This is a genomic window from Sphingomonas sp. PSPC2-2 (genome assembly GCF_049897725.1).
GTDB lineage: Bacteria > Pseudomonadota > Alphaproteobacteria > Sphingomonadales > Sphingomonadaceae > Sphingomonas.
This window is the reverse complement of sequence record NZ_JAFCWU010000001.1, coordinates 1-26,516: the sequence shown is the minus strand read 5'-3', so window position 1 is coordinate 26,516 and position 26,516 is coordinate 1. Positions and strand designations below refer to the sequence as shown.

Below are 26,516 nucleotides of genomic sequence, written 5' to 3'. Positions count from 1 at the left end.
GCGGGGAAGCGCGGGTTTTGGGTTTGCTGTTATTTTCAACGGGACTGATTGCTGTAGCCGCTGGCGGCGTGCAGCAGGCGCAGCCCGCAATCCCTGTTCCGACCCCGAAGATGGGCACGCCCCCGTCGACCGAGCCACCGATCGTCGCTGACGACACGTTCGACAAGGCGCTGCCGCCGCTGTCGAGCGATATCAATGCGCCGTTGGAGCCGCTTGCCCCGATCGTCCCGCCGACTGCGCCGATGGTGCCCGCGGAAACGGTGCCGCCAGAATTGACGCAGCCGCTGCCGGCGTTGCAGGTGTTCGATTCGACGCCGCTCGTCGACGTGACCGTCAAGGACACGAAGGCTCCCGACATCCGCTACGACACCGTCGTGCGTGGGCTGGATACGTTGGGGCTCGCGGGTAAGTTCAACAGCCTGTCGGCGCTCAAAGGCGGCGATGGCAAGGCGGCCAATGCCACCGTCGTCTCGGCGCGCGGGCGCGAGGACGAAGATCTCGCGGTCCGCTTGATGAAGTCGCTCGGATATTATGACGGCACCGCGATTTCGACGATCGAGCAAATTCCCGGAGACACCGCACGGGTCCGCGCAATCGTTTCGGCAACACCGGGCAAGCAATATAAGTTTGGCTCGATCGCTGTGCAGGCGGCACCCACGGTTCCGCCCGGATTGGTTGAGAGTTTGCTCCCGCTGCACAGCGGTGAAGCAATCGAGGCCGAGCGGGTGCAGGGCGCGGAAGCCAATGTCGCGCTGGTCCTGCCGCAGCGTGGTTATCCCTTTGCCAAGGTCGGGCAGCGCGACATCCTGCTCGATGACGTTGCTGGAACCGGTGACTACACCTTGCCGGTCGATGTCGGTCCGCGATCCTCGTTCGGCACCTTCACTACCGAGGGGCGGCTGGCGTTCGGCGCGGCGCATGTCGGCGTGCTGACTCGCTTCAAGCCCGGCGAGTTGTACGACAATCGCAAGGTCGACGATTTGCGCGCGGCGCTGGTGGCGACAGGTTTGTTCTCGACCGTTTCGGTGGAGCCGGTCCGCACCGGCAATATCAACCCCGATGGCACCGAGGCAGTCAACCTGCTGGTGCAGCAGGAACGGGGACCGCCGCGCTCGGTGGCGGTCAGCGGCGGTTATAGCACAGGGCAGGGCATCCGGCTGGAAGGATCGTTCACGCATCGCAACCTGTTCCCACCCGAAGGCGCGCTGATCGTGACGGCGGTGGCGGGCACGCAGGAGCAAGGGGCCACCGCCACCTTCCGCCGCTCAAACGCCGGACGGCGCGACCGGACCTTGACGATCACGGCTGGCGCAGACCATTCCAATTACGATGCCTTCGACGCCTTTACGACGACGCTGTCGGGCCGGATCTCGTATGATTCCACGCCGATCTGGCAGAAGAAATTCACTTATGCCTATGGGTTCGAACTGACTGGCACCAACGAAAGCGTCTATGATTTCGGGCGCGGTGCGCGGCGGCGGGCGACCTATTTTATCGCGGCGCTTCCGGGGCAGGTGGAATTCGACCGTTCGGACAGCTTGCTCAACCCGACCAAGGGGTATCGCCTGAAGCTCAGCCTCAGTCCGGAAACTTCGGTGCGGGGTGCGGTCCGGCCGTATGCGCGGACGCTTGTAGAAGCGAGCGGCTATTATCCGATCGGCGACAGCATCGTGCTGGCGGGGCGCGTCCGCGCCGGGTCGATCGTCGGGACGGATCGGGACGATCTTGCCCCGTCGCGGCGCTATTATGGCGGCGGCGGGGGATCGGTGCGCGGCTATGGCTATCAACGGCTCGGGCCGCTCGATCCCAATGGCGATCCGGTCGGCGGTCGATCGATCAACGAATTCGCGCTGGAGGCACGCTATCGCTTCGGCAATTTCGGCATCGTGCCCTTCCTCGATGGCGGCAATGCCTATGAGAGCGTGTTGCCCAAGGCGACCGACTTGCGCTTCGGGGCCGGGATTGGCGGGCGCTTCTACACCAATTTCGGGCCGCTGCGCTTTGACGTCGCGACGCCGCTCAACCCGCGCAAGGGCGATGGCAAGATCGCGCTCTACATTTCCATCGGGCAGGCTTTCTGATGACCGAAGAGACAGTCGTCATCGCCCGTCCTCCCTTGTGGCAGCGAGCCCTTAAATGGGTTGGGCTTGCGCTGCTGGGGTTGGTCGTGCTGGCCGGGGTGCTGGTGCTTGGGCTCAACACCGCACCTGGGCGCAGGATCATCGCCAATTCGCTGGGCGGCTACACCACGGCCTCTGGCCTCAACATCAAGGTCGGGCGGATCGAGGGCTCGCTGTACGGCGCAATGGTGTTGACCGATGTACGGGTGAGCGACCCCAAGGGCGTGTTCCTGACCGCGCCGCGCATCGCGGTCGATTGGCGACCGTTCGCCTATCTCGGCAACCATATCGACGTGCGCTCGGCGCAGGCGGCGCTGGTGACGATGCAACGCTCCCCGGCCTTCAAGGCGGTGCCGAGCGACCCCAATGCGCCAATCCTGCCCGATCTGGACATCGATATCGGGCGCTTGACCGTCGCGCGGATGGTGCTCGCGCAACCGGTGACGGGGGCGGTGCATATCCTGAAGATCGACGGCGCAACCCACATTGCCGAGCGGCGTGCGCAAGTGAGCGCCAGCGTCGTCGCGCTGGCCGGGCGCGGTATTGCGGGCGGCGATCGGCTGAACTTCAAGCTCGACGCCGTGCCCGATGCAAACCGGCTCGACCTCGATGCGCATCTGGTTGCCCCGGCAACGGGGGTGGTCGCCAGCATGAGCGGGCTGAAGGCACCGCTCGATTTCAGCATTGGCGGCAAGGGTAGCTGGAAGGCATGGCAGGGCAAGGCGACCGGCACGCTGGGCGGCGCGTCGTTCACCGATCTGGCGCTGACCGCGAACAGCGGCACCTTCACCGTGCGCGGCTTCGCCAATCCGGGCCTGTATCCCGGCGGCGCACCCAAGACCGAGGCGAGCGCGATCAACCCGCTGGCCCGGCTGACCGCGCCGCGCGTGCAGGTCTCGCTTAGCGCCACGCTCGACCAGCGACGGCTGACGCTGTCGGGGGCGCTGCGCTCCGATGCGCTGGCGCTGAATGCCAAGGGCTTGCTCGACCTTGCCGAGAGTCGTTTCGGCCAATTCGCGGTCGATGCGAAGTTGCTGACGCCGGGCGCGATTGCCCCCAATTTGCGCGGGCGCGATGTCGCGGCGCGCGTGGTGCTCGACGGCAAATTCGCCACGCCGACGGTCAATTATGTCGTGACGGCGGGTGTACTGGGCTTTGGCGAGACGCAGGTCGAGCGGCTCTACGCGTCGGGGCTGGCGCGGGTGAACGCCGACCATATCATCGTCCCGCTCTCCGCCCGCGCCGCGCGCGTCACCGGGCTCAATGCGGCGGCGGGTGGCTTGCTCGACAATGTCGCGATCAATGGCGATATCGCGATCACCGGCAACACGCTGCTGTCCGACAATTTGCGGATTCGCTCGAACAAGATCGACGCGACAGCTTTGGTCGTCGCCAATCTCAAGACCGGACTGTATCGCGGTGCTCTTAACGGGCGGGTCAATAATTACCGGATCGATGGCGTCGGCATCGTGTCGCTGCGCACCGACGCCAAATTGGTAACGGTAGCGAGCGGCGGGTTTGGGATCACCGGCCACGTCGCCGCCAGGACATCGCAAATCTTCAACGAAGGCGCGCGCAGTTTCCTCGGTGGAAATGCGGTGGTGACGGCGGACGTCGGCTACGACCCGAACGGCATCGTCACTTTTCGCAACCTGCATTTGGCCGCGCCGCAGTTCCGCGTGACGCGTGGGCAGGGGCGCTATGATCCAAAGGGCCCGTTGCTGGTCGAAGCGGATGCGTATTCGGCCCAATATGGCCCGCTCTTCGCCCGCGTCACGGGCACCGCGACCAAGCCGGTCGTGCTGCTGCGCGCGCCGCGCCCCGGCGTTGGGGTGGGACTGGTCGATCTGGAAGCGACGGTACGCGGGACGGGATCGTCTTATGCCGTGCTCGCCAAGGGCGGGACGCAATATGGCCCGTTCACCGCCGACCTAAACGTCACGCCCGGCACGCAATTGGCAATCGACATCCGCAAGGCACGTTTTGCCGGGGTCGATGTCACGGGCAAGCTGCAGCAACTCCCCGCCGGGCCGTTTGCCGGGCGCGTTCAGTTCGCCGGATCTGGGATTAGCGGTGCCGCGCTGCTTGGCGCGCAGGGCAAGGTGCAGCGCGTCGATGTCGCCGCGCGGGCGAGCAATGCCAAGGTTCCGGGCGCGGTCGATTTCACCATCGGGCGCGCGATCGTCAACGCACAGGCGATCCTCTATCCGAATGCGCCGCAGATTATCGCCGACGCGCAAGTCGCCGATTTGCGCTACGGCGCGGCGGTGCTGTCGAGCGCGCGCGCGAAGATCCATTACGTCAATGGCAACGGGACCGCTCAGGCGGTGGCTTCGGGCTCGAACGGCGTGCCGTTCCATATTGCGGCCAATGCGCGGCTGAGCCCAACCTTGTGGCTGGTCGCGGCGCAGGGCCAGGCCAACGGCATCGGTTTCAAGACCGGCACGCCCGCGCGGATCGCGATCGAGCGCGGGACCTATCATCTCCAGCCGACGCGGATCGATTTCGACAAGGGCAGCGCGCGCATTGCTGCCGATTATGGCGCGGGGCTGGTTGCCAAACTGCGGCTCGATGCGCTGGACCTGTCGGTCGCCAATGCTATCGTGCCGGATCTCGGTTTCGGCGGTTCCGCAACGGGCTCGCTCGATTATACCCAGCCGCGCGGGGCCGCAGTGCCGACCATCGCCGGGCAATTCCGCGTCGCGCGGTTTACCCGGTCGAGCCTGGCGAGCGTATCCGAACCCGTCGATCTGATCACGCAAATCGGCCTGAACGGCAATGGCGGCGATATTCGTGCGCTCGTGCAGCGGGGCGGCACCACGATCGGGCGCTTGGTGGTTACGCTCGGATCGCTCGGTGGCGGTAGTGACTGGACGCAGCGGCTGATGGCGGCCCCCTTGTCGGGTGGAATCCGCTACAATGGCCCCTCGGGCGTGCTCTTCTCCTTTGCCGGCCTGTCGCGCCAGCAACTGTCGGGGCCAATTGCGGTCGCGGCCGATTTTGCGGGCAGGGTGGATGCACCACAACTGACCGGTCTGCTCCGCGCGGATTCGCTGACCTATGACAACGAAGTCTATGGCACGCGGCTCACGCAGATGAAGCTCGCGGGTCGCTTCACCAATGATCGGCTGGAGATCACCCAATTGTCGGCGCGGGCGGGCGAGGGGACCGTGCAGGGGCAGGGATCGGTCGGATTTTCGGCGGCAGCGGGCTTCCCGATCGACGTGCGCGCGACGCTCAACAACGCGCGGCTCGCCAGCAGCGATGCGCTCGGCGCGACCGCGACCGGCACCATCGCGATCACCAATAGCAAGGCGAATGGCGGGCTGATCAAGGGCGATTTGCGCATCCCGAATGCACGCTACGAGATCATCCGTCAGGGGCAGGCCGACGTCGCGGAATTGACCGGCGTCCGCCGCAAGAGCGACCTCACCAAGGCCAATGCCCAGGCAACCGCGCCCGCCGAACCGGTCGGGCTGTTCAAGCTCGATCTGCGTGTGCGCGCCGACAACCAGTTGTTCGTCTCTGGCATGGGGCTCGAATCCGAATGGCAAGCGGATTTGCGCGTCGTCGGCACCTCGCTGGCCCCGCGCGTAACCGGCAATCTCGAAATCGTTCGCGGCACTTATTCCTTCGCCGGCAAGCGCTTCGACGTCACCAAGGGCGATGTCCGCTTCGACGGCGGCGCTTTGATCGATCCGCAAATTGCGCTGAGTGCCACGACCACCACCAACGGCATCACCGTGGTGATCGATGTCTCGGGCACGGGCCAGAAGCCGCAAATCGCGTTCAACTCCACCCCCGCTTTGCCACAGGATGAGGTGCTCAGCCGGTTGCTGTTCGGCAGTTCGGTCACCAATCTATCGGCGATCCAGGCGATCCAGCTTGCCGCTGCGCTCAATTCGTTGCGCGGGTCGGGCGGCGGGCTCAATCCGCTTGGCAAGCTGCGCTCGGTGGCGGGGATCGACCGCTTGCGCATTCTCGGGGCGGACAGCGCCACCGGGCGCAGCACGTCGCTGGCGGCGGGCAAATACATCACCAACAACATCTATGTGGAGGTGATTACCGATGCACGCGGCTTCACCGCCACGCAGTTGGAAGTGTCGCTGACCAAGGCGCTCAGCGTGCTGTCGCAAGCTGGCTCGTTTGGCGGGTCGAACATCACGGTGCGCTACAAGAAAGATTTCTAATCGCAACGCATCTCTTTCCGTCCGCCCGAAAATCGAATATCGGGTATCCTACGGAGAGCGATTATGAGCATGGAACATTTCGACGTCGTCGTTGTCGGTGCGGGAATTTCCGGGATCGGCGCGGGCTATCATTTGCAAACGCAATGCCCCGACCGAAGCTATGTGATTCTCGAAGGGCGAGCGGCATTGGGCGGGACATGGGACCTGTTTCGCTATCCCGGCATCCGTTCGGATTCGGACATGTTCACGCTGGGCTATGCGTTCAAGCCGTGGACCGAGGCGAAGGCGATCGCCGATGGTCCCTCGATTTTGAAGTATGTCAGCGATACCGCGCGCGACTATGGTATCGATCGTCACATTCGCTTTGGTCATCACGTAAAACGCGCCGCCTGGTCGACGGCAGACGCGCGCTGGACCGTCGAGGCGGACGGGCCGGATGGGCCGGTCGCTTTCACCTGCAATTTCCTCTTTATGTGCAGCGGCTATTACAATTACGCGCGCGGCCATTCGCCCGAGTGGCCGGGCATGGAGGATTTCGGCGGGCGGATCGTCCATCCGCAATTCTGGCCCGCCGACCTCGATTATAGTGGCAAGAAGGTGGTGGTGATCGGCAGCGGGGCAACCGCGGTGACGCTGGTGCCCGCCATGGCGGAGAGTGCCGCGCACGTCACGATGCTGCAACGCTCGCCGACCTATGTCGTGTCGCGACCGGCCGAAGACGCGACGGCCAATTGGCTGCGCGCCAAATTGCCCGCAAAACTGGCGTACAGTCTCGTGCGCTGGCGCAATGTGCTGTTCCAGATGTTCTTCTTCAACCTCGCCCGCAAACGCCCGGAAAAGACCAAGGAGCGTTTGATCGAAATGGTGCGGGGCGAGCTTGGTGCCGATTACGACGTCGCGACGCATTTCACGCCGCGCTACAATCCGTGGGACCAGCGGCTGTGTCTGGTGCCGGACGCCGATCTGTTCGCGGTGATCAAGAGTGGCAAGGCTTCGGTGGTCACCGACACGATCGCGCATTTCACCCATGACGGGATCGCCCTGCAATCGGGCGCGGAACTGCCCGCCGACGTGGTGGTGACGGCGACCGGGCTGGAGCTGCAATTGTTGAGCGACGTAACGTTCAGCGTCGACGGTGCCCCGGTCGATCTTTCGAAAACCTTCAATTACAAAGGCATGATGTTTTCCGACGTGCCCAACATGGCGACCTCGTTCGGCTATACCAACGCATCCTGGACGCTGAAGGCGGATCTGACGTGCGCCTATGTCTGTCGGCTGCTCAACACGATGAAGAAGCGCGGGTTGCGACAGGCAACCCCGCGCGTTGGCGACGCTGCGTTGACGCCAGCGCCGTTCCTGGACTTCAGCTCGGGCTATGTGACCCGTGCGATGGAAAAGTTCCCGAAACAGGGCAGCAAGACACCTTGGCGGGTTCATCAAAACTACGCGCGAGACCTGCTGGCGCTGCGCTATGGATCGGTCGATGACGGGATGGAGTTTTCCAATCCTGCGACTCCTGAGGCCACCCGTGCGGCGCAGAGCCGAATAACCGCCTGAGCTGCGCAACCTGAGGCGCGCAGAGGCGTTTTTGCGGCGCTGCACAATTTGCCGATTGCCTTGTTCGTTCGAACGAACTATCGACAAACTGTGGTTCAACAGCGCCTTCTTGAAATCGCGATCGCGGAGTTCGCCACCAAGGGGTTGGAAGGCGCGAGCACGCGCAGCATCGCCGCCGCCGCCGGCACGGCCATGTCATCGATCACCTATCACTTTGGCGGCAAGGAAGGGCTGTATCTGGCTGCCGCCGACCATATCGCTGCGCAAATGGGCGATACCCTATCGCATCTGGCGGGCGGCGGGGTGCCCGAAGCGATTACGCCAGCGGCCGCCCGTGCGCTGATCCACGCGATCATTGCGAGCTTGATCGACAAGATGACGGGCCAGAAAAACACGTCTTACTCGCTGTTCATCATTCGCGAGCAGATGGAGCCGACCGCGGCGTTCGAGCGCATCTACGGCGGGATGATGGGGACGATGCTCCAAACGCTCGTCAATCTCGTTCAGATCGCAACCGGGCGGGACGAGGGCGACACCGCGCGCGTGGCTGTGATCACCGTGATTGGGCAGGTGGTCACGCTGCGTGCCTCCCGTGCGACAGTCCTTAAGCTGATGCAGCGCGCCGATCTGGACGCCTCCGCGATTGCCGCGCTCGGCGCGCGGATCGCAGCCAATACCGATGCCATTCTCGACCGGCTGATCGCCGAACGACAGGAGCTTTCATGAGCGATACGCCCCAACCCGACGCCAAGGCCGATCAGGATAACTCGGCGGCCGCAGCACCTGCGAAGCCGTCGATTTTTCGCAAGCCGCTGTTCTGGGTCATCGTCATTCCGGTGGTCGGGGTGATCGTGGTCGCAGCGGTGCTCTATTATCTGGACGCGCGGCAGTATGAATCGACCGACGATGCCTTTGTCGACGCTCATATCGTGCGGATCGCGCCGAAGGTCGCGGGCACGCTAAAGGCGGTTGCCGATATCGATAACCGTCACGTCCAACCCGGCCAGTTGCTGGCGGTGATCGAGCCGTCCGGGCCAGAGGCGCAGGTTGCCGAAGCCGAGGCCAACGCAAAGCAGGCGGAAGCCCAGTTCGAGCAGGCGCGCGCGCAAGTCGTGGCAAGCCAGGCAACGCATGACCAGGCCGTCGCGCAGGCACGAGCCCCGCTCGCCAGCGCCGCCAAGGCGGAGCAGGATCTCGCGCGCTATGAAGCGCTGCGCCGGATTGATCCGGCGGCGGTCGCCGGGCAGCAGCTCGATGCGGCGCGGGCGACCGCGCGCTCCACTGCAGCGGAAGCGGCTGCGGCGCGCCAGCAGATCGATAGCGCCAGCGCCAATATCGCGGTGGCGCGCCGTCAGGTCGCCGCCGCCCGTGCGGTGATCGAGGCGCGGCAGGCATCGGTACGGCAGGCCAATGTTACGCTGGGCGACAACCGGCTGGTCGCGCCGGTAGCCGGGCAAGTGGTCAACCGTCAGGTCAATATCGGCTCTTATGTCGGGCCGGGAACGCAATTGATGGCGATCGTGCCCGATCACATCTGGATCACCGCGAACTTCAAGGAAACCCAGCTCCGCGACATGACTGCGGGCGACCCCGTCGATATCAAGGTCGACGCCTATCCCAACGTCAAGTTCAAGGGCCATGTCGATTCGATCCAGCGCGGCGCGGGCCAGGCGTTTGCGTTGCTGCCGCCGCAGAATGCGACCGGAAACTACGTCAAAGTGGTTCAGCGGGTACCGGTACGGATCGAGTTTGATACCAAGAACGCACCCGATCCGCGCAAATATCCGCTGGGTCCGGGCATGTCGGTGATCCCCACGGTCAAGGTGCGCTAAGATGGCGAGCGCCGCACCGCGGGCGGATGGATGGGATCCGACCCGATCGGCGGCGGGCAGTTTCAGCCCATGGCTGATCGTCGCGATCATCTCGATCCCGACGTTCATGGAGGTGCTCGACACGTCGATCGCGAACGTCGCGCTCGATCATATCGCGGGCGGCCTTTCGGTCTCGAACGATCAGGCCACTTGGGTGCTGACCAGTTATCTGGTCGCCAACGCGATCATCATCCCGATCAGCGGCTGGCTGTCCGACGTGATCGGGCGGAAGCGCTATTTCATGATCTCGATCGCGCTGTTCACGCTGTCCTCGCTGATGTGTGGCCTCGCCCCCAATCTCTCGACGCTCGTCATAGCGCGCGTCTTGCAGGGGATTGGCGGTGGCGGACTGGCCCCGGTCGAGCAATCGATGCTTGCCGATACCTTCCCGCCGCGATTGCGCGGAATGGCCTTTGCGGCGTTTGCGATCGTCGTCGTGGTCGGGCCGGTACTCGGGCCGACGCTGGGCGGCTATATTACCGAAAATTCCAGCTGGCATTGGGTGTTTCTCATCAACGTGCCGATCGGCATCGTGTCGCTGTTTCTCGTCAACGTGTTTGTCGACGAACCGAAGGCGATCAAGGATGATCGCGCGAAATTGCTTCAGCGCGGTATCAGGGTCGACTATATCGGCATCATCCTCATCGCACTCGGCCTGGGGTTCTTCGAACTCACGCTCGATCGCGGCGAGCGGGAGGACTGGTTCGCAAGCACCCTGATCATCGCGACCACGACGATTTCGGCGGTATCCCTGATCGCGCTCGGCTTTTGGGAAACGCATCATTCCGAGCCTGTGCTCGACCTCAAGCTCCTCAAAAGCCGGAATTTCTCGTTGACGTTGCTGGTCATGGGCGTGACCGGGATGATCCTGTTCGGCACCACCCAGTTGATCCCGCAAATGTTGCAGCAGGTGCTTGGCTATACCTCGTTCCAGGCCGGGTTGGCGCTGACCTTCGGCGGGGTGGCGACGCTGGTCGCGGTGCCGTTTGCCGGGCGGCTGTCGGGGGTGGTCGATGTCCGGCTGTTGCTGTTTCCGGCATTGCTCGTTCAGGCCTTCGCCTTGTGGAACATGACGCATCTCAACGCCGACATCACCTTCCTCGATGCCGGGGTGGCACGCCTGTATCAGGCAATGGGGCTGCCCTTCCTGTTCGTGCCGATCAGCGCAGTGGCCTATGTCGGCTTGCCGCAGAACAAGACCGCGCAAGCGTCGAGCATGCTCAACGTGGCACGCAATCTTGGCGGATCGATCGGCATTTCGGCGTCGCAGACGATGCTGGCATCGGGCCTGCAGCGGCATCAGTCGGATCTGGTTAACGGCCTTAATCCGCTGAACCCGAATTATAATGACTGGCTGGCCAAGGCCGGGAGCGCGTTTGGCGGGCCGGGGGACACCATTACGCCGCTCGCCGTGCTCTACAGCCAGGTACAGCGGCAGGCGGCGATGCTTGCCTTTCTCGATGTGTTTCATTCGTTGATGGTCGTGGTGCTGTGCGTCGCGCCCGTCGTTTTCTTGATGCGCTCCGGCAAATCCGGTGGCGGTGGTGGAGGCATGGCGCATTGACCCGCTCTCTCGTTACGGCGGCGCTGCTCGGCGCAACCTTGCTTGGCGGTTGCACCGTCGGCCCCAATTATCATGCGCCGGCAATGGCGGTCCCAGCCGCCTTTGCCGAGCCGCAGACCGGTGTGCCGGGTGCCGCAATCGACCCAGCCCATTGGTGGACCGCTTTTGGCGATTCGACGCTGACGACGCTGGTCGAGCGCGCGCTGAAGGACAGTCCGACGATCGCGATCGCGGCGTCGCGCGTGCGGCAGGCGCGCCTGGATGAGATCGCGGCGCATGCCGTGGGCAAGCCCACCGTCGATGCCACGGGCAATGTGACGCATGTCGAATTCAGCAAGAATGCCGGATTCTCGTCCCTCGCCAGCCTCTTTTCCGGCGGTGGCAGCAACAGCGGCAGTTCGAGTGGCGGCATTGCGCTGCCCGGTAGCGGGATCACCACCTATGCCGCCGGCTTCGATGCGAGTTGGGAGATCGATTTGTTCGGCGGCGGGCGACGCGGCGTCGAGGGGGCCCTGGCACGGACCGACGCGGCGATCTGGTCGCAGCGCGATGCCGCCGTCACCTTGGGAGCCGAGGTCGCCCAGGCGTATTTCGCGCTACGGCTTGATCAGGCACAGATTGCCGTGGTCGAGGACGAACTCGGGCAGCAGCGGCGTGCGCTGGAGATAGCGAACAACGTTGCCAGAGTCGGGTTGAGCCCACAGATCGACGTGAAACGGCAGCAGCAATCGATCTCCAGCATCGAGGCCCGGTTGGAGCCGCTACGAGCGGATGTCCGGGTCCGGATTCATGCACTCGGCATCCTGCTTGGCACCGAGCCGGGAAGCCTCACGGCGGAGTTGACCGGGCCGCTTCCCGCGTTGCCGACGGCTCCGGTCGTTCCGGCTGGGTTGCCGTCGGATCTGTTGCGCCGCCGCCCCGACATTCGGGCGGCCGAGCGCCAATTGGCGGCATCAACCGCAGACATTGGCGTGGCGGTGGCGGACCTCTACCCGAAATTCAAGCTGACCGGGATGGCGCAACTGATCTCGACCTCGCTCGGATCGCTCGTGTCGGGCGATAGCATCCAGGCGACGGGGGTAGGGGGGATAACCTTTCCCTTGCTGGATTGGGGGCGGCGCAAGGCAACAGTGGGCCTGCGCAAGGAAGACCGGGAACAGGCGTATCTGCGCTATCGCACGACCGTGCTTGGCGCGTTGCGCGATGTCGAGGATCCGCTCGCCCGCATCGACGCCGAGCGTCGTCGTAACGCCGCGTTGCGGCGTGCGGTCACGGACGCACAAGCGACAGCGCGGGCGGTCGAGGCGCAGTACCGCACCGGCTTCGTCGCGCAGAACAGCTTGATCGATGCGCAGGTCGCGGTGCTCAGCGCGCGCGAGCAACTGGTCGCCAGCGATGCGCAACTGCGGCAGGACAGTGCGGCGCTGTTCAAGGCGATTGGCGGCGGATGGGAGGATGCCGCAGCCGGGTGATTGGCAAGCACGTACGGGCGCGCCTAAGGTGCGTGATATGACCACGAGCGATGACCTGAAAAGCGCCGGTTTGCGGCATCTGGAAGCGCTGATCGGTTTCGACACGACCTCGCGTGATTCGAATCTTGCGCTGATCGGGTATGTTGAGAATGTCCTTCGCCGTCACGGCGTGCCCAGCCGACGCGTGTCGAATGCCGACCAGACCAAGGCCAATCTCTATGCGACGATTGGCCCGGCGGTGGCGGGTGGCGTGGTGCTCTCCGGCCATACCGACGTCGTCCCTGTCGACGGACAGGCATGGACCAGCGATCCGTTCATACTGACCCAGCGCGGTGAGCGGCTTTACGGTCGCGGGACGTGCGACATGAAGGCTTTCCTTGCGCTTGCGCTGGCGGTGGTGCCACGCTTCGCCAACGGAAATGTAGCGCGGCCGTTGCATCTGGCCTTCTCTTACGACGAAGAAGTGGGGTGCCTGGGTGCCCCGTCGATGATTCGCGAACTCGTCTCCGAGTTGCCCGCACCGCTTGCCGTGATTGTGGGCGAGCCGACCAATATGGAGGTGGTCAGCGGTCACAAAGGTATTTCGACCTGGCGAGTTACGGTGAAGGGGCATGAAGCGCATTCCAGCCTGACGCACCTTGGCGTGTCGGCCAACATGGTTGCGGTGGGGCTCATGGCGCAACTGCGGGACCTGGCAGAGTCGCTCGAACGACATGGCGACCCGGCACCGCTTTATCACCCGCCGCACGCGACCTTGACGATTGGGCTGATGCAGGGCGGGACGGCGGTGAATATCCTCGCCCGCGAATGCAGCTTTGTGTTCGATCTGCGCACACCGCCGGGGCAGGATCCGGACACGATCATGGCACCTTTTCTGGAGGCATGCGCACGGGAGGACGGTGCGTTGCGCGCGCGCTTCGCGGATGCGGGTGTGTCGGTCGTGCGGCGGTCCGCAACGCCCTCCTTCGCGCCCGAGGCGGAAGGGGCCGCAGAAACGCTCGCGCGACGCCTGGCTGGCGACAATGGGCCGGCGCGAGCTGTACCGTACGCGGCCGAAGCCGGCCAATTTCAAGGTGCGGGATTTTCTACGGTGATTTGTGGCCCGGGCTCAATCGAGCAAGCGCACCAGCCGGACGAATATCTGGAGGTGGCGCAATTTGAACGGGGTGCGGCGTTCATGGCACGGCTGGTTGAGGCGATGTCGTAGCGACCAACCTGCAACGATGTTCCAGCGTTGTCATTTATTTTTGCGGTTTGTCTCGAACGGTTCGCACCGCGCACCCGCATTCCCGAATCGGGACACATTGCGGACATCGCGGCCAGCGCACATTGCGATGGCGTTTCAGGCAATCTTTGCAAAAATATCGACCCGATACTGAGTTAACCTACTCAAATATCGAACGGATCAATCCCGCATCGGGTCGACGGAACGATTTACCAGGGGCGGCTGCCCTCGCCGTAAACCACATCAAGGATGAAGCTCAACATCACATTTTCTCCCTTACACACCCAGTTGGGTGCTTCGGGTTATTAATTGAATCTTAACGATAATGCAATCGCGTTTCCGCGACGGGTGCGACCGAAGCGGGACGTTTAACGGTTCGTTTATTGCTCACGTTTACCTCGAAATCCATGGTGCGTGCCGTGCAACCCCCTTATCCGCCGCGTCGCCCTCCGGGGCGGCGAAAAAGTGCGTCAGACGCACCTGGTGGCCTCGTGCAATCGGGCATCGACATCGCCCCCCGCGGCGATCCTTCAAACACGTGGCAAATCGTGTGCCTCGTCGAGATCGCGAACTTCTCCGCCCTTCGTCGTAAGTTCGGGCGTGTGGGGGCGGATAGTCTCGCCCTGGATCTCGAGCGTCGGATCGCGGCGGTTCTACCCGATAGCTCGACCATGATCGTCAGCCGCACGTCTATCGAGGTGTCGCTCGAGCGCGCAAGTTTCGCTGCTCTCGGGGTTGCAGTGGACGTTTTGCGGGGTGTTGCGGAGATCCCGCTCGATTTGGATGGGGAGGCGCACGCCCTTCAAATCGAGATTGGGGGGGCGGCAGCACCGCTCGCGACGATCGAAACCGTGCGGTTGATCGAAGAGGCCGAAGGCGCGCTGGAAGACGCGCGTTCGACGCATCAGCCCGTGCTGCGCGATCTATCGGTGTGTACCCCGACCTTCGACCGGCAGACCCTGACGCGCGAGATGCCGGCGGCGATCGCGAATGGCGAGATGTTCTTGCAATATCAGCCAAAAGTGCATGTGCGCGAGCAACGGATTTCCAGCGCGGAAGCGCTGGTGCGCTGGCAGCACCCCAATCGTGGTCTGATTCTCCCAGGGGATTTCATCACCGTTGCGGAGCAGGCGCAGCAAATTTCCGCGCTCACCCTTTGGACGCTCGACGAAGTGATCCGGGATCAAAAAGTCCTGGCGGCAGATGGACACGATCTGACGATATTCATCAATATTTCGGGTCAGCTTCTCAGCGACAAACATTTTGTAGAAGCGGCATGCGCTAAGACCCACAATTGTGGGGCAAAAATCGGTTTTGAAATTACCGAAACGGCTGTGATCCGCGATCCCGAATGCGCGATCTCCAATCTTCAGATTTTTGCAGATCGCGGTATCGTCATTGCGATCGACGATTACGGTGCCGGCTTGTCCTCGCTTGCCTATCTCAAGCAGCTCCCTGCACGCGAACTCAAGATCGACAAGATGTTCGTGCTTCAGCTGACCAGCAGCAATCGTGACCCGCTGATCGTACGCTCCACCATCGATCTCGCCCATGCTCTGGATATGGAGGTGACGGCGGAGGGCGTGGAGACCCAGGCAGCGATGGCGCTGCTTTCGGTCATGGGGTGTGACATGGTGCAGGGATATTTGATCAGCCGCCCGATATCGATCGATGCCTTTCGGTGTTTCCTGCACGAATATCGCGCGCGCCCCGCAGAGGATGACCGGCAATCGATGTTTAAGCGGCCTGCTACGTTTTGGAAAAGCGCTTAAGAACGCGATTTTCGGTCAGTTAGTGCGAATTTAAGGACTGTTCTGACAGTAAGGGTGCGATGAGGCACCTTATGTTCCGTTTGATCCTGGCGCTATCCCTGATGGCGGTCGGCGCGTGGGAGCTCGATCGGCCGGCCGTTGCGCAGAGCTTGGCGCAATGGGATGTCCGCTACGACGCGCTGGTGGCGGACGCCAAGGCACAAATGTTCGGCGACCCGTTGATCGCGATTGAACGCGCGAGAGCGGCGGAGGGCGTCGCGTCGCATCTCGCGATGGCGCGGCGCAATACGGCCGTGGCGACCGCGCAATGGCTTCAGGGCGAAGCATATCTGCGCCTGAACGACACAGCGCGGGCGGAGCCGCTCATCGAACGCGCGATTTCACTTGTCGCGAAACCCGCTTCGCCAACAAAACTCTATGGCGATCTATTGCTGTCGCGTGGCGGCTTGAGGTTGGCAAAAGCAGATGTCGCGGGGGCTCTGTCGGCGTATCAACAGGCGCATAACATCTTTCGGGATATTGGCGACGCGCGCAGCCGCGCTATCGCCATCGTCAGTATCGGTTTTCTCTACCAGGAGGCCGGTGACTTTAAAACGGCTCTACGATATTTTGATCAGTCGGCCGATATATATCACGGAGACCAGCGGCTTCTATTTTCAATTTATACGAACCGCGGCATTTGCTTGATGGATTTCAATAAAATTATCCAGGCGCAAACTGCCTTTCGAAAGGCGCTGGCGCTGGCGCACGATTTGAAAATGCCGGCACTGGAGGCGAGTACGCTTCGGAATATCGCGCGGGCGCAATTGTTCGCGGGTCAGCGCGCGGCCGCCGAGCACAGCATCGCGCTTGGGTTACAAGCCGATCGCGGAACGGATGCCGCAACCTCGCGCAATCATTTCCTGGTGTTATCGGCTTGGGCAGCGCGATTGCGCGGTAACCTTGCCGAGGCCCAACGTCTGATTGAGCGGGCTTTCGTCAACGTCGATGGGAACACTTCGACGCTCGACCTGCGCGAGGGCCATCTGGTCGCATACGACATTTACAAAAAGACCCACAATCAAGCTCAGGCGTTGGTCCATCTGGAAGCTCTGAAAGAAGTCGACGATAAAACCTCCAAGCTCGCCGCGTCTGCCAATACCGCGCTCGCCGCTGCCCGGTTCGATTTTGCGAACCAGGAACTGAAAATTGAGAAGCTGAAGCGCGCGCAGTTGCTGCGCAACATCGAAGATGCCCGAAACCGCGCACGCACCCAGCAAACCATCTTTGGCGGGCTCGCCGTGGCGACCGTCATCATCGTGTCGATGCTTGCCTTTGGCTTGGTCACGATCCGTCGCAGCCGCAACGAAGTCCGAGCTGCAAACGTCGATTTGGCAAAAACCAACGAAGCGCTTGGCCGGGCATTGGCCGCCAAGACGGAGTTCCTTGCGACGACCAGTCATGAAATTCGCACGCCGCTCAACGGGATCCTGGGCATGACTCAGGTTATGCTGGCCGATCGCGGCCTGGAGGAACACCTGCGCGACCGGATCGGCGTGGTTCACAGTGCCGGCGTGACGATGCGGGCGCTGGTGGATGACATTCTCGATGTCGCGAAGATGGAGACGGGCAACCTTACGATCGAACATGTGCCCTTTGACCTCAAGGGCATGTTGCGCGACGTTTCGCGGCTTTGGGAAGAGCAGGCGCGGGGGAAGGGGCTGGATTTTGTTCTCGATCTCCAATCTTGCCCCGAGTTCATCGAAGGCGATCCGGCAAGGATGCGGCAAATTGCCTTCAATCTGCTCTCTAACGCCCTGAAATTTACCGAGAGCGGCCAGATCACCGTCCGCGCCGCCGCCGAGGGGACGACCCTCCGGATCGGTGTCAGCGACACGGGGATCGGTATCCCAGCGGAGAAAATTGGCATTATCTTCGAATCGTTTCGTCAAGTCGATGCCGGCACGACGCGCAAATATGGCGGTACCGGGCTTGGGTTGACCATCTGTCAGAACCTCGCCCGTGCAATGGGCGGCGATGTGACCGTGGAGAGCGTGCCGGGTGCAGGTACGACGTTCACGCTTTCGCTGCCATTGGCGCTGGCAGCGGCTCCGACGATCGAGACGGCCTCGGCCGCTGCCACGCCAGAAGCGTTGCTGATCCTCGATCGCAATCCGATCTCGCGCAGTATGTTGCGCGCAGTCCTGGAAGCGCGCGCGGGCACGGTGCTGTTTGCAGCAAGCGTGGAGGAAGCGGTCGCCCGGATCGCGCAAGGCGGGGTCACCCGTGTTCTGATCGACGATGCGACAGTGCAGGCGGAGAGCGATGTCGACCTGGGCCTGGCAGCGCTGGGGGCGACCGGGGCGGTCACGACGTTGCTATGGCGCGCGCCGGATATCGAAGATTGCACACGCTTTGCGTCGGCGGGTATTGACCGCGTCATTGCCAAGCCTATCGCGGGTGCGGCGCTGGCGGCCGCGATGTTTGGAAATGCCGCGCCATCGGACGTTTCCGCATCGGAGGTGCTTGTAACGCAAGCGGCATGAAACGATAGAGATGCACACCATGGCGTATTTTTACTCTCGTGATTCCGTAGTGGAGTGCTCCCGGTGAACATTCTGTTCATCGAAGATGACCCGATGAATCGGCGCGTCGTGAAGGACATGCTCGATGTCGCTGGTGCGACGATGACCGGTGCGGAGAGCGGAGAAATTGGACTGGCGCTGATCGAGGCGCAGGATTTCGAGATCGTCCTGCTCGATTTACGGATGCCCGGTATGGACGGGTTTGAAACGCTGCGGCGCATCCGTGCGCGCGGCGATGCCAAGGCGCATCTCCCGATCATCGTGGTGACTGCGGACACAGCGGTGGATTTGCGCGAGCGTTGCCTTGCACAAGGGGCAGACGAAGTGTTGTTCAAGCCCGTCGCGATGGATTCCCTCTTCGATGCGATCGGCCGAATGTTGGCCAAGGGCGCGGGCGACGGGATGATTGGATGACCTCAGCCGTCCCGTCCGGTTCGCTACAAAAGGGGAGCGGTCGGGACGCTGAACAGGCCGGAAGCTAAAGGTGGGCGCAGTGATGCGCGGTGCGAGCCGAGGTTATTCGGACAGCGACGCGTCCCCGCCCTGGCGCTCGATTTCCGCAGCGAGCGCGGATACGGCAGCGATTACGACATCCTTGCCGGTCCGGGCAATCAGGCCGAGCGCGGACAACCTCGCAAACTCCCGGCTGACGACTTCGCGTTGCGTTCCCACCAATACCGCCATCTCGGCATGCGTTGGAATGCCGATAATGCGGGCCCTGTCCTGCGCCACGCCGCTCGCCCGGGCCATCCGTAGCAATTCCATTTGCAGGCGGCACGGTGCCGGTATCGCACCCAGTCGGAAAACCTGGGCGCTGAGGCTGCGGACCATTGCGGTGAGATCTTCCAGCAGAGCTTGGGTGAAGCCCGGGCAGTCGGACAAAAGCGTTTTGACCAGCGTCTGGGGCAGCCGCCCGATCTCCGCCACGGTCAAAGCGAAGACGTTGGCCGATCGAGGTGCTCCGTCGATGGCGGCCAACTCCCCGAAATGCGCGCCCACTTCCAATCGGCGATATCCGATTTCACGACCGGCACGGGAAAACTGGTTCGCCAGCAAAGTTCCTGCAGCAACGATATAGACGTCTTCGCCGGGTTCCTGTGCCCGCACGACCTGCTCACCACGTTGATAGATCCGCCACACGGTGTGCGCGGCGACATGCGCGCGCTCTGCGCGACTCATGTGGCGGAACAGCGCGCAACGGTCCACAGCCGCTACTGCGGCCGGCGAGATTTGTTTTGATCCACCAACATCTTGCATCAAACGCTCAATGCCCTAGGCATTTCGCGTTGGCCAGCCGGGGGGCGAGTACGTGGCACAGTCTGGATCTTATATAGCGTTTATCAGTTACAGCCATAGCGATCGGTATTGGGCCGAGTGGCTGCACCGTACGCTGGAACGATACAGACCGCCGCGCCACATCGGCGCGGATTTGAAGAAACCGACCCGCCTGCGTCCGATATTTCGCGACCAGGCGGAATTGTCGGCCGGGCCAGATCTTGGCGACTCGATCCGAAGCGCGCTGGATCGCTCTTCTCATTTGATTTTATTGTGTTCTCCGTCGGCACTTGCGTCGCGTTGGGTCAATGCGGAATTGGCCCATTTTCTCACCACGCACTCGGTGGATCGCGTTCTGTGCGTGCTTGTCGGCGATTCGCAGCCCGAAAAGTCCCTGTTGGAGTGCCTCCCGCAGGGATTGCGCGAGGCTCTGCCTGTCGGACAAGAGCCTTTGGCCGCCGATTTGCGTGTTGGCGGGGACGGGCGACGGCTGGCCCGGTTGAAACTCGCGGCAGGACTGCTGGGCGTTGGGCTCGACCTCCTGGTACAGCGCGACGCGCGGCGGCGCACGCGCCTGATGATGGCGATTACCGCGGCTGCAGTGTCGCTGAGCGTTGCCTTTGGCGGGCTCGCGCTTGCCGCGATCGATGCCCGGCGGCTGGCCCAGCGCCAAGCCGCCGAAAGCGAGGATCTGGTCGCCTTCATGCTCGGCGATCTGCGCGGCAAGCTGGAGCCGGTGGGGCGACTGGACGTGCTCGACGGGGTTGGCCGCAAAGTGCTCGATCACTATGCCCGCATCGACGATGACCGTCTGGACGACCCTGCGCTGGCCCAGCAAGCAAAGGCGTTGACGCTGCTCGGTTCGATTCGCGTCAAACGTGCGGACTTGCCTGGTGCCGAACAGGCCTTTGCGAGCGCGGCGGCCACATCGGCGCGGCTGGTCGCGCGTGCGCCGCAGGATGGCACCCGCCTGTTCGACCATGCGCAGAACGTATATTGGCTGGCGTTCGTGCAGTGGAAGCTGGATCACGTCGCAGCGGCTGAACGCGGCTTTGCGGAATATGCCCGGCTTGCCGATATGCTGGTGCAGATCGACCCCAAGCGTGCGGACTGGCGACTGGAGCCTGCCTATGCGCGGAGCAACCTGGGCACCCTCCTTCTGGAGCAAGGGCGTTATGCCGATGCGCTCGCCGCCTTTGAGGTGGCACGCTCCGGGTTTAAGAGTGCCAGCCAGAAGGCTCCGGGAGACAGTGATCGCCTGGCGGATCTGGTGGATGCACAAAACTGGGTTGCGGACGCGCAATTTCTTCTGGGGAATTTGCGGGAGGCCTATGTCGAACGCGCGACCGCCTCGACGATCCTGCACACCCAGTTCGCGAGCGATTCGGCAAACCGGCCTTTGGAAGAAAAGGTGTTTATTGCCGATATTGCCCTGGCGCGACGGGCACTCGACCTTGGAAAACTGGACGAGAGTGCCGCGGTGCTGGGGCAGGCGCGGACAGGCCTCGCCAAGCTGGTCGCGTTTGATTCGGGCAATGCGGTGTGGCTGGGGGACACGGCGCTCGCCGATCTCGATGCAGTGGATTTGGCGCTTGCCAAGGGAGACCTTCCGGCGGCTCGCGCGGCGCACGCCGCCGCCCGGCAACGGATTGCCCGGCTGCGTTTGACCGGTGGGACAACCTGGCGCTGGAAGCCGCTGATCGAAGGGCGGTGGCGGCGCCAGGAGATCGAACTTTCGCAACGCTCGGGCGACCCCGACAGCGCCTTGCGGGCGGCCGCTTCCCTTTTGGCGGAGGTAACGGCGCACCCGCTCCGCAAACAACCGGGACAAGTCGCGATGCTGGTTGGCTTTGCGCGGCTCGCACGCGGGGAAGCAGATCTTGCAGTCGCAGCCTTAGCTCCGCTTGAATCGGTTTTGCCACCTGAAGGGCGCGATACGCTTGCTCGCGCATGGTTGAAACGTGGCGACGCGGAGCATGCGCAGAAAACCGTTCGAAGTCTTTACGCCTCGGGCTATCGGCGGCCAGATTTTCTTGCCTTTTGGAAGAAATCGGTTTTAAATGACAGTTAGTGACGACGGGGGATCATTATGACTCAAGTTTGGCCTGCACTGACAGCAGAAATTGTTATCGGAATCGATTCGACTTACAATTTTATGAATTATATCGATCCGGAAAACCCGGTTCCGCTGGTTCTGGCGGTCGATGAGCCAACCACCATCATATTTTCCCTGAAAGACGATCTCATTACATCCGGTTGGACGTTTCAGGATCGCCCTTTCGTTGTCGGTGCCGACTACAGTATAAATTTCTCCAGCTATAGCTGGCTTGATAACAGTGTTGGGGATGTTGCTGCCCCGAAGACGAAATTTCGCTTGGTTTTCCAATGTGCACGGCTTGGCGTGTATGAATATAGCTTGATGTTCGTCGATAGCCACGGCCAAAAAATCGGCCTCGATCCCAAGATTGAAAACGGTGGGGGTCAGTAAGACCGCTGCCGCCATTGCGTGATGCAGGAGTTGAGGATGCTCGTCTCGCCGCGCTGATCCGTCGCGGCGAGCATCTTGCTGCGTATGATCTGGCCTATCGACGCATCGAGCGCGATGGCGTTTCTCCAGCAATTGCGCATGCTGCGGTTCTCTGTCTGGCGCGATCCGGAGCGACCGATTTTGCGCGGCTTGAATATGCCCGCTGGCGCCTGGGTGGCGATCCGGACGATGCGGAGGCCGCGACGCTTGGTGCGCGCCTTCTAAAAGACGTCGCCTTGGCTTCGTCGGGGGCGCGACGCCGGGCTTTTGCGCGCGCGTCGGCTCTGCGGTACGCGGCAAGCGACGCGCGCCACGGCGGTCTATACAGCGCGATCAACGTTGCCACGATGAGTCTGATCGCGGGGGACAGGGATGGCGCGCGCCAGGCCGCCGAAAAGGTGCTGTCCAGCACGGTGGTCGAAGGGGACGCAACCGAATCTTATTATGCCCTCGCAAGCCGCGCAGAGGCGCAGGTCCTGCTTGGCGCGCCCGAGGCGGCGGCGGAAACGCTGGCGCAGGCAATCGCACGGTCGCCGCAGGATTATACCGCGCACGCATCGACCCTCGGGCAGATCGATATCATTTTGCAGGAGCTGGGTGCTCCCAACACATGGCTTGCCCCGCTGCGCCCGCCGCGCGTTGCGCATTTTACGGGGCGCATCTTCAACTTGCCAGAATCTCGCGATCAACCAACAGATCCGAGCGCGCGCCGGACCGAGGCACTGGCTGCGGAAATGCAGGGCGTGTTGCGCACGAACCGCGTCGGTTTCGCTTATGGGGGGCTGGCTGCCGGAGCGGACATTTTATGGGCTGAGGCGTTGGTTGCCTGCGGCGCAGAACTGCATGTGGTGTTGCCTACCTCTGTCGGCTCCTTCGTCGCAAATTCGGTTGCGCCCTTTGGGCAAGGCTGGGTCCGTCGCTTCGAGGCATGTCTTGCTTGCGCTCAGTCGGTTCGACTTGCGACCAAGGATCCATATGCCGGCGACGATCAGGTGTTCACCTATTCGAGCCAGTTTGCGATCGGTTGTGCCATCCTTCGCGCCGAGGCTTTGGCGACCGAAGCGGTCCAACTCGCGGTTTCTGGCGGAGACGCGCAATCCAACGTAGCTGCCGATCTGGCATATTGGGCCGCAGCACCGCGGCGGCAGGTCATCCTGACGCTCGATCGGGCACCCCTTCGAGTGGCTCCGCGCGCTCAGACTGCGCATCCGCCGACGGTGATGAAGGCGATGCTGTTTGTTGACGTGCGGGGTTTCGGCAGCTTGCGAGATGATCAGATTCCGGCGTTCTTCGGCGTTGTAATGGCGCAAATCGCGCAGGCGGTGGCGACGCTGGCGCGTAAGCCCGAACATATCGAGACATGGGGGGACGGGGTGTTCCTGGTGTTCGACCAGCCGGCCGATGCAGCGGAGGCGGCGTTGGCGATCCTGGCGGCGCACCGGCGACTGAACTTGCGCGCGCGTGGATTGCCGCGCTGGCTCGCGTTGCGCATCGGCGGGCATTACGGACCGGTCCACCTGCTGATGAATCCGATCCTGGGAAACCAGGCGGTGGTGGGCTCGCACGTCGTCGTTGCGGCCCGGATCGAACCGAATGTCGCGCCGGGATCGGTCTATGTCAGCGAAGCCTTTGCCGGGGCCCTTGCCACGTTCCATGCGGATCGCTTCCGATGCGGCTATGTTGGGCGGACCAAGGCTCGGCGCGACTTTGAACCCCTTTCGATCTTCAATGTCGTGCGCCGAGAGTGTCCCGATATGCGGAGCTGTGCGAGATAGCTTCGCGACCTGTGTGTTTTTTCACATCCTTTCGCGGCCGTAATGGGCACGGAAATCAAGAAGATCGCGTATTCTTCGAACGGCTGATTGTCCGGACGAGGGAAGGGGTTCCGACATGGATAATTCGCCCGATGCCTCTGTTCCTGGTCGACGGGTCGCGTTCTTCGCGGTTCCGCAGCGTGAAGGCTGCGGGCGCTCGGCGGTCGAGTGGCGATTTGGGGAAGCGCGGTGGCGATAGAGCTGAATTTCGTCAATAACTCCAACGATGCGAACAAGTCCGCCGTTGTTCTTTTCCAGAAGAACCTTGCGAGCACGCCGGACGACGCGCCGATCGCCTGGAAGGTGATTGCGGACTGTGCGCCGGGCCGAACACATCGTTTTATTTTCCCCACTGCCATAGAAGTCGTCGCAACCGATGAAGCCGGGGTGCCGACCGGTCCGGTGTCGGGCTGGGACGCGCAATATTTTGTGGTCGGCCACAATAGCTCCGACTGTGCGGTTGCGCTGGGGGCTGCGGAAGCCGCACCTGGCGAAGTTCATGTTCGCAACGCGTTACCGTATGCCCGTATTACCGCCAATGTCTTACGCGATGGCCGACTGCTCGCCATCAAGGCAGGCGTTCAGCCGCAGCAGATGGCGGTCTTCCAGCTCAAGCCGTCGCTGTGGGTGGGTACGGCGTCGGCGGTTTCGGAAGGGCAAGCGATCGATCCGCAAATGCTTTCCACCGTTAAAACTGAACTGTCCTTGCTCGGCTTGGCCAGCGCGGACATTGTGATGAGCGGCGGCGGCGGCGATGCCACTTCCACCCCGTTTCGCTTTTCCCTGCAAAACGTCGTCATGGCTTGAGTGGCGATGCAGGATCCTCGGGCGGAAAGGGATTGTCGTTGCTTCGCAACATGACCCGCTTCTGGACCGCCAACGACGGTCGCCTCGTATTCGAAATCATTTTCGACCGTGCGTGGCGCGCGGGGGATCTCGATCCGCCCGCTGTCGCGATTGTGCGATGTGCCTCGTCGCTCGACGAGCGCCACGAGGTCGCGATTTACGAAGATCGGCCAAGCTGGTTCGCCGTCGACTTCTCATCGGGCTACCATGTTCACGGCACGCTGCGGCAAATGGGGGACGTTTTGATCGAGGGGACGCCGTGTCTCACGATTTTTGCCGACATCCATTATCGGCAGCCAGGGCACGAACACCTGTTCCATTTTGACGGCGGCATGGTCGCCTGCCCAAGTGCTGCGCTGAATGAGCAGGGTACGCGTCACCGGCGGTATCCGGGGGAAGGTCGACCAGCATTCGCAGACTCGCGTCGCGGAGACGCCAAAACAGTGTCTTCTGCCAAAAATCCGCGGTTCCAATCCATATGACAATATATGTCGAAGTACGTTGGTAGATTTAATAATGTGATTTTGGGTATTTCAAATGCATTATAGTGATGTTCAATTTGTGTCGTACGTTGCAAATACGGTTGGATCCGATCCCGGCGGGGACGATTTTCAGAATATAGCCTTGGATGGCACTTCTCTCGATGTTGAGGCGCGATGCGCGTTGATGGCGCGTGCTATGGAAACCGCGCGTGAGGCGCTGGCTGCGACGTCGTCGTCGTGCGCGGGACCGGTGCTCAAAGTCTTCATGGCACCTGAATGTTTCTTCTACAGCCCGCGGCAGGCCTATCGAACGGACGATGTCCAGCGCACGATCGCGCGGTTGCAAGCGATAGCCGCGGGCGGTGAGTGGTCGGACTGGATTTTCAGCTTCGGCACGATCGTCGGCACCTCCGCGCCAACGGTCAACGGCGCGCCAGGTGCATTCTACAATTTCGCCTTGATCCAGGAAGGGGGCGGTGCCGGTGCCGGGCCGGCTGGCGCTCGTATCCTGGCAAAACCGCTGATCCGCCGCACGGAAGCGGACGTGGGCGATCACCGTGCAGGCGGGGAGGCGACCAAAGGACTGCCGAAAGGGCCGCGAGAGCAGCAGCTCTCTGTTTATGACGGAGCCGGAATTTTCACAATGCGGGGGCTGACTTGGGCGGCGGACGTCTGTCAGGACGCGTCGCGTGGCCTGGTGGTTCGTGCGCCGCAATTGCCGGGGGAGCCGCAGGTTCAGATTCAGTTGCATCCTTCGGCGGGGTCGAGGGTTTCGCCGGATGGGATTGTCGCGGTCCCGGGCGGATTCGTGTTCAATGTCGACGGGGCAGGGCAAGACACGGTATTGCGGCAGGTCGGCACCCCGGATCCGATCGCGCCATGCGTACGTGTCGGGGTCTCCGACGATGTTCTGGCGCTGTCGGCGGAGACGATAGCGGTCGATCGTCTCTATCCGCAGGGGCCGGGCGAGATCGTTATTTTCGATCCGCAGCCGCTTCCGCCAGCGACCGATGTTCAAGGCATGCGGCAGAGCCTGCTGTGGCGCGCAAGCGACAGTTACCAGTTTGTTTTCGATCTAATCTATGACGAATATGGCCGCTTCTCGACCATCCTGGTCGGGGAGTGTCAGGAATTTCGTGTGCGGGCGGGCATAATGGGAAAGAAGGAGCCCCGAAATGTCCCGACGCAAAGAGCCTGCGATACCGAACGATCTGCTGGATCAGCTGCTGGCTGGCGC

General features: G+C 62.6%; 18 protein-coding genes and 1 pseudogene. 18 read left to right on the top strand and 1 reads right to left on the bottom strand.

Annotated elements, in window-relative coordinates; translation table 11 throughout:
- The first annotated feature begins 110 nt into the window (after nucleotides 1-110).
- The 11 genes from ACP7BY_RS00095 (at nucleotide 111) to ACP7BY_RS00045 (ending at nucleotide 18,749) form a co-directional block, all read left to right on the top strand.
- Entirely contained in the window at nucleotides 111-2,081 is a 1,971-nt protein-coding gene (locus tag ACP7BY_RS00095; protein ID WP_231564800.1) for an autotransporter assembly complex protein TamA, read from the top strand.
- Nucleotides 2,081-6,310, top strand: a complete 4,230-nt coding sequence (locus tag ACP7BY_RS00090; protein ID WP_033962960.1) for a translocation/assembly module TamB domain-containing protein — start codon at nucleotides 2,081-2,083, stop codon at nucleotides 6,308-6,310. Before ACP7BY_RS00095 ends, ACP7BY_RS00090 begins: the two co-directional genes overlap by 1 nt.
- 63 nt (nucleotides 6,311-6,373) lie before the next feature.
- Entirely contained in the window at nucleotides 6,374-7,867 is a 1,494-nt protein-coding gene (locus ACP7BY_RS00085) for a flavin-containing monooxygenase (protein ID WP_137902269.1), read from the top strand.
- A gap of 90 nt (nucleotides 7,868-7,957) precedes the next feature.
- Nucleotides 7,958-8,593: a CerR family C-terminal domain-containing protein gene (locus tag ACP7BY_RS00080; RefSeq protein WP_033962958.1), complete on the top strand. Its 636-nt coding sequence runs from the start codon at nucleotides 7,958-7,960 to the stop codon at nucleotides 8,591-8,593.
- Nucleotides 8,590-9,699, top strand: a complete 1,110-nt coding sequence (locus tag ACP7BY_RS00075) for an HlyD family secretion protein (RefSeq protein WP_137902270.1) — start codon at nucleotides 8,590-8,592, stop codon at nucleotides 9,697-9,699. Before ACP7BY_RS00080 ends, ACP7BY_RS00075 begins: the two co-directional genes overlap by 4 nt.
- Nucleotide 9,700: 1 nt before the next feature.
- Nucleotides 9,701-11,302 (top strand): DHA2 family efflux MFS transporter permease subunit, encoded by a 1,602-nt coding sequence (locus tag ACP7BY_RS00070; protein ID WP_033962957.1) that lies wholly within the window; start codon nucleotides 9,701-9,703, stop codon nucleotides 11,300-11,302.
- Nucleotides 11,299-12,774, top strand: a complete 1,476-nt coding sequence (locus tag ACP7BY_RS00065; protein WP_137902271.1) for an efflux transporter outer membrane subunit — start codon at nucleotides 11,299-11,301, stop codon at nucleotides 12,772-12,774. The genes ACP7BY_RS00070 and ACP7BY_RS00065 overlap by 4 nt, the downstream gene beginning before the upstream one ends.
- Before the next feature lie 37 nt (nucleotides 12,775-12,811).
- A complete protein-coding gene (gene argE / locus ACP7BY_RS00060; protein ID WP_126845609.1) occupies nucleotides 12,812-13,981 on the top strand; it encodes an acetylornithine deacetylase in 1,170 nt (389 codons plus the stop codon).
- Between the two features lie 509 nt (nucleotides 13,982-14,490).
- Nucleotides 14,491-15,771, top strand: coding sequence for an EAL domain-containing protein (locus tag ACP7BY_RS00055; RefSeq protein WP_231564793.1), 1,281 nt, complete (start codon nucleotides 14,491-14,493; stop codon nucleotides 15,769-15,771).
- Nucleotides 15,772-15,842: 71 nt separating this feature from the next.
- A complete protein-coding gene (locus tag ACP7BY_RS00050) occupies nucleotides 15,843-18,296 on the top strand; it encodes an ATP-binding protein (protein ID WP_426287951.1) in 2,454 nt (817 codons plus the stop codon).
- A gap of 63 nt (nucleotides 18,297-18,359) precedes the next feature.
- On the top strand, nucleotides 18,360-18,749 hold the full coding sequence (locus tag ACP7BY_RS00045; RefSeq protein ID WP_033962951.1) for a response regulator: 390 nt from the start codon (nucleotides 18,360-18,362) through the stop codon (nucleotides 18,747-18,749).
- Between the two features lie 102 nt (nucleotides 18,750-18,851).
- Here the strand turns inward: ACP7BY_RS00045 and ACP7BY_RS00040 are convergent, their stop codons facing one another.
- A complete protein-coding gene (locus tag ACP7BY_RS00040) occupies nucleotides 18,852-19,592 on the bottom strand; it encodes a Crp/Fnr family transcriptional regulator (RefSeq protein WP_052191946.1) in 741 nt (246 codons plus the stop codon).
- A gap of 52 nt (nucleotides 19,593-19,644) precedes the next feature.
- Between ACP7BY_RS00040 and ACP7BY_RS00035 the strand changes: the two are divergent.
- The 7 genes and pseudogenes from ACP7BY_RS00035 to ACP7BY_RS00005 all read left to right on the top strand — a co-directional run.
- Nucleotides 19,645-19,983, top strand: a pseudogene (locus tag ACP7BY_RS00035) (toll/interleukin-1 receptor domain-containing protein); the annotation flags it as partial.
- A gap of 78 nt (nucleotides 19,984-20,061) precedes the next feature.
- On the top strand, nucleotides 20,062-21,681 hold the full coding sequence (locus tag ACP7BY_RS00030) for a hypothetical protein (protein ID WP_197057663.1): 1,620 nt from the start codon (nucleotides 20,062-20,064) through the stop codon (nucleotides 21,679-21,681).
- A gap of 18 nt (nucleotides 21,682-21,699) precedes the next feature.
- Complete coding sequence (locus tag ACP7BY_RS00025) at nucleotides 21,700-22,098, top strand: hypothetical protein (RefSeq protein WP_033962950.1); 399 nt, start codon at nucleotides 21,700-21,702, stop codon at nucleotides 22,096-22,098.
- Between the two features lie 14 nt (nucleotides 22,099-22,112).
- Nucleotides 22,113-23,912: an adenylate/guanylate cyclase domain-containing protein gene (locus tag ACP7BY_RS00020; protein WP_137902274.1), complete on the top strand. Its 1,800-nt coding sequence runs from the start codon at nucleotides 22,113-22,115 to the stop codon at nucleotides 23,910-23,912.
- Nucleotides 23,913-24,140: 228 nt separating this feature from the next.
- On the top strand, nucleotides 24,141-24,758 hold the full coding sequence (locus tag ACP7BY_RS00015) for a hypothetical protein (protein ID WP_126846208.1): 618 nt from the start codon (nucleotides 24,141-24,143) through the stop codon (nucleotides 24,756-24,758).
- A gap of 50 nt (nucleotides 24,759-24,808) precedes the next feature.
- Nucleotides 24,809-25,279 carry a hypothetical protein gene (locus tag ACP7BY_RS00010; RefSeq protein ID WP_310304199.1) on the top strand — a complete coding sequence of 157 codons (471 nt, stop codon included), beginning with the start codon at nucleotides 24,809-24,811 and terminating at the stop codon, nucleotides 25,277-25,279.
- 55 nt (nucleotides 25,280-25,334) lie between these two features.
- Nucleotides 25,335-26,516: hypothetical protein (locus ACP7BY_RS00005; protein ID WP_426287947.1), on the top strand; the 1,182-nt coding region annotated here is incomplete at its 3' end.

What these genes read in the sequence shown, in the direction of transcription:
- ACP7BY_RS00095 (WP_231564800.1), top strand. Translation starts at nt 111, where the DNA reads ATGGGCACGCCCCCGTCGACCGAGCCACCGATCGTCGCTGACGACACG.
- ACP7BY_RS00090 (WP_033962960.1), top strand. Translation starts at nt 2,081, where the DNA reads ATGACCGAAGAGACAGTCGTCATCGCCCGTCCTCCCTTGTGGCAGCGA.
- ACP7BY_RS00085 (WP_137902269.1), top strand. Translation starts at nt 6,374, where the DNA reads ATGAGCATGGAACATTTCGACGTCGTCGTTGTCGGTGCGGGAATTTCC.
- ACP7BY_RS00075 (WP_137902270.1), top strand. Translation starts at nt 8,590, where the DNA reads ATGAGCGATACGCCCCAACCCGACGCCAAGGCCGATCAGGATAACTCG.
- ACP7BY_RS00070 (WP_033962957.1), top strand. Translation starts at nt 9,701, where the DNA reads ATGGCGAGCGCCGCACCGCGGGCGGATGGATGGGATCCGACCCGATCG.
- argE (WP_126845609.1), top strand. Translation starts at nt 12,812, where the DNA reads ATGACCACGAGCGATGACCTGAAAAGCGCCGGTTTGCGGCATCTGGAA.
- ACP7BY_RS00050 (WP_426287951.1), top strand. Translation starts at nt 15,843, where the DNA reads ATGTTCCGTTTGATCCTGGCGCTATCCCTGATGGCGGTCGGCGCGTGG.
- ACP7BY_RS00040 (WP_052191946.1), bottom strand. Translation starts at nt 19,592, where the DNA reads ATGCAAGATGTTGGTGGATCAAAACAAATCTCGCCGGCCGCAGTAGCG.
- ACP7BY_RS00025 (WP_033962950.1), top strand. Translation starts at nt 21,700, where the DNA reads ATGACTCAAGTTTGGCCTGCACTGACAGCAGAAATTGTTATCGGAATC.
- ACP7BY_RS00010 (WP_310304199.1), top strand. Translation starts at nt 24,809, where the DNA reads ATGACCCGCTTCTGGACCGCCAACGACGGTCGCCTCGTATTCGAAATC.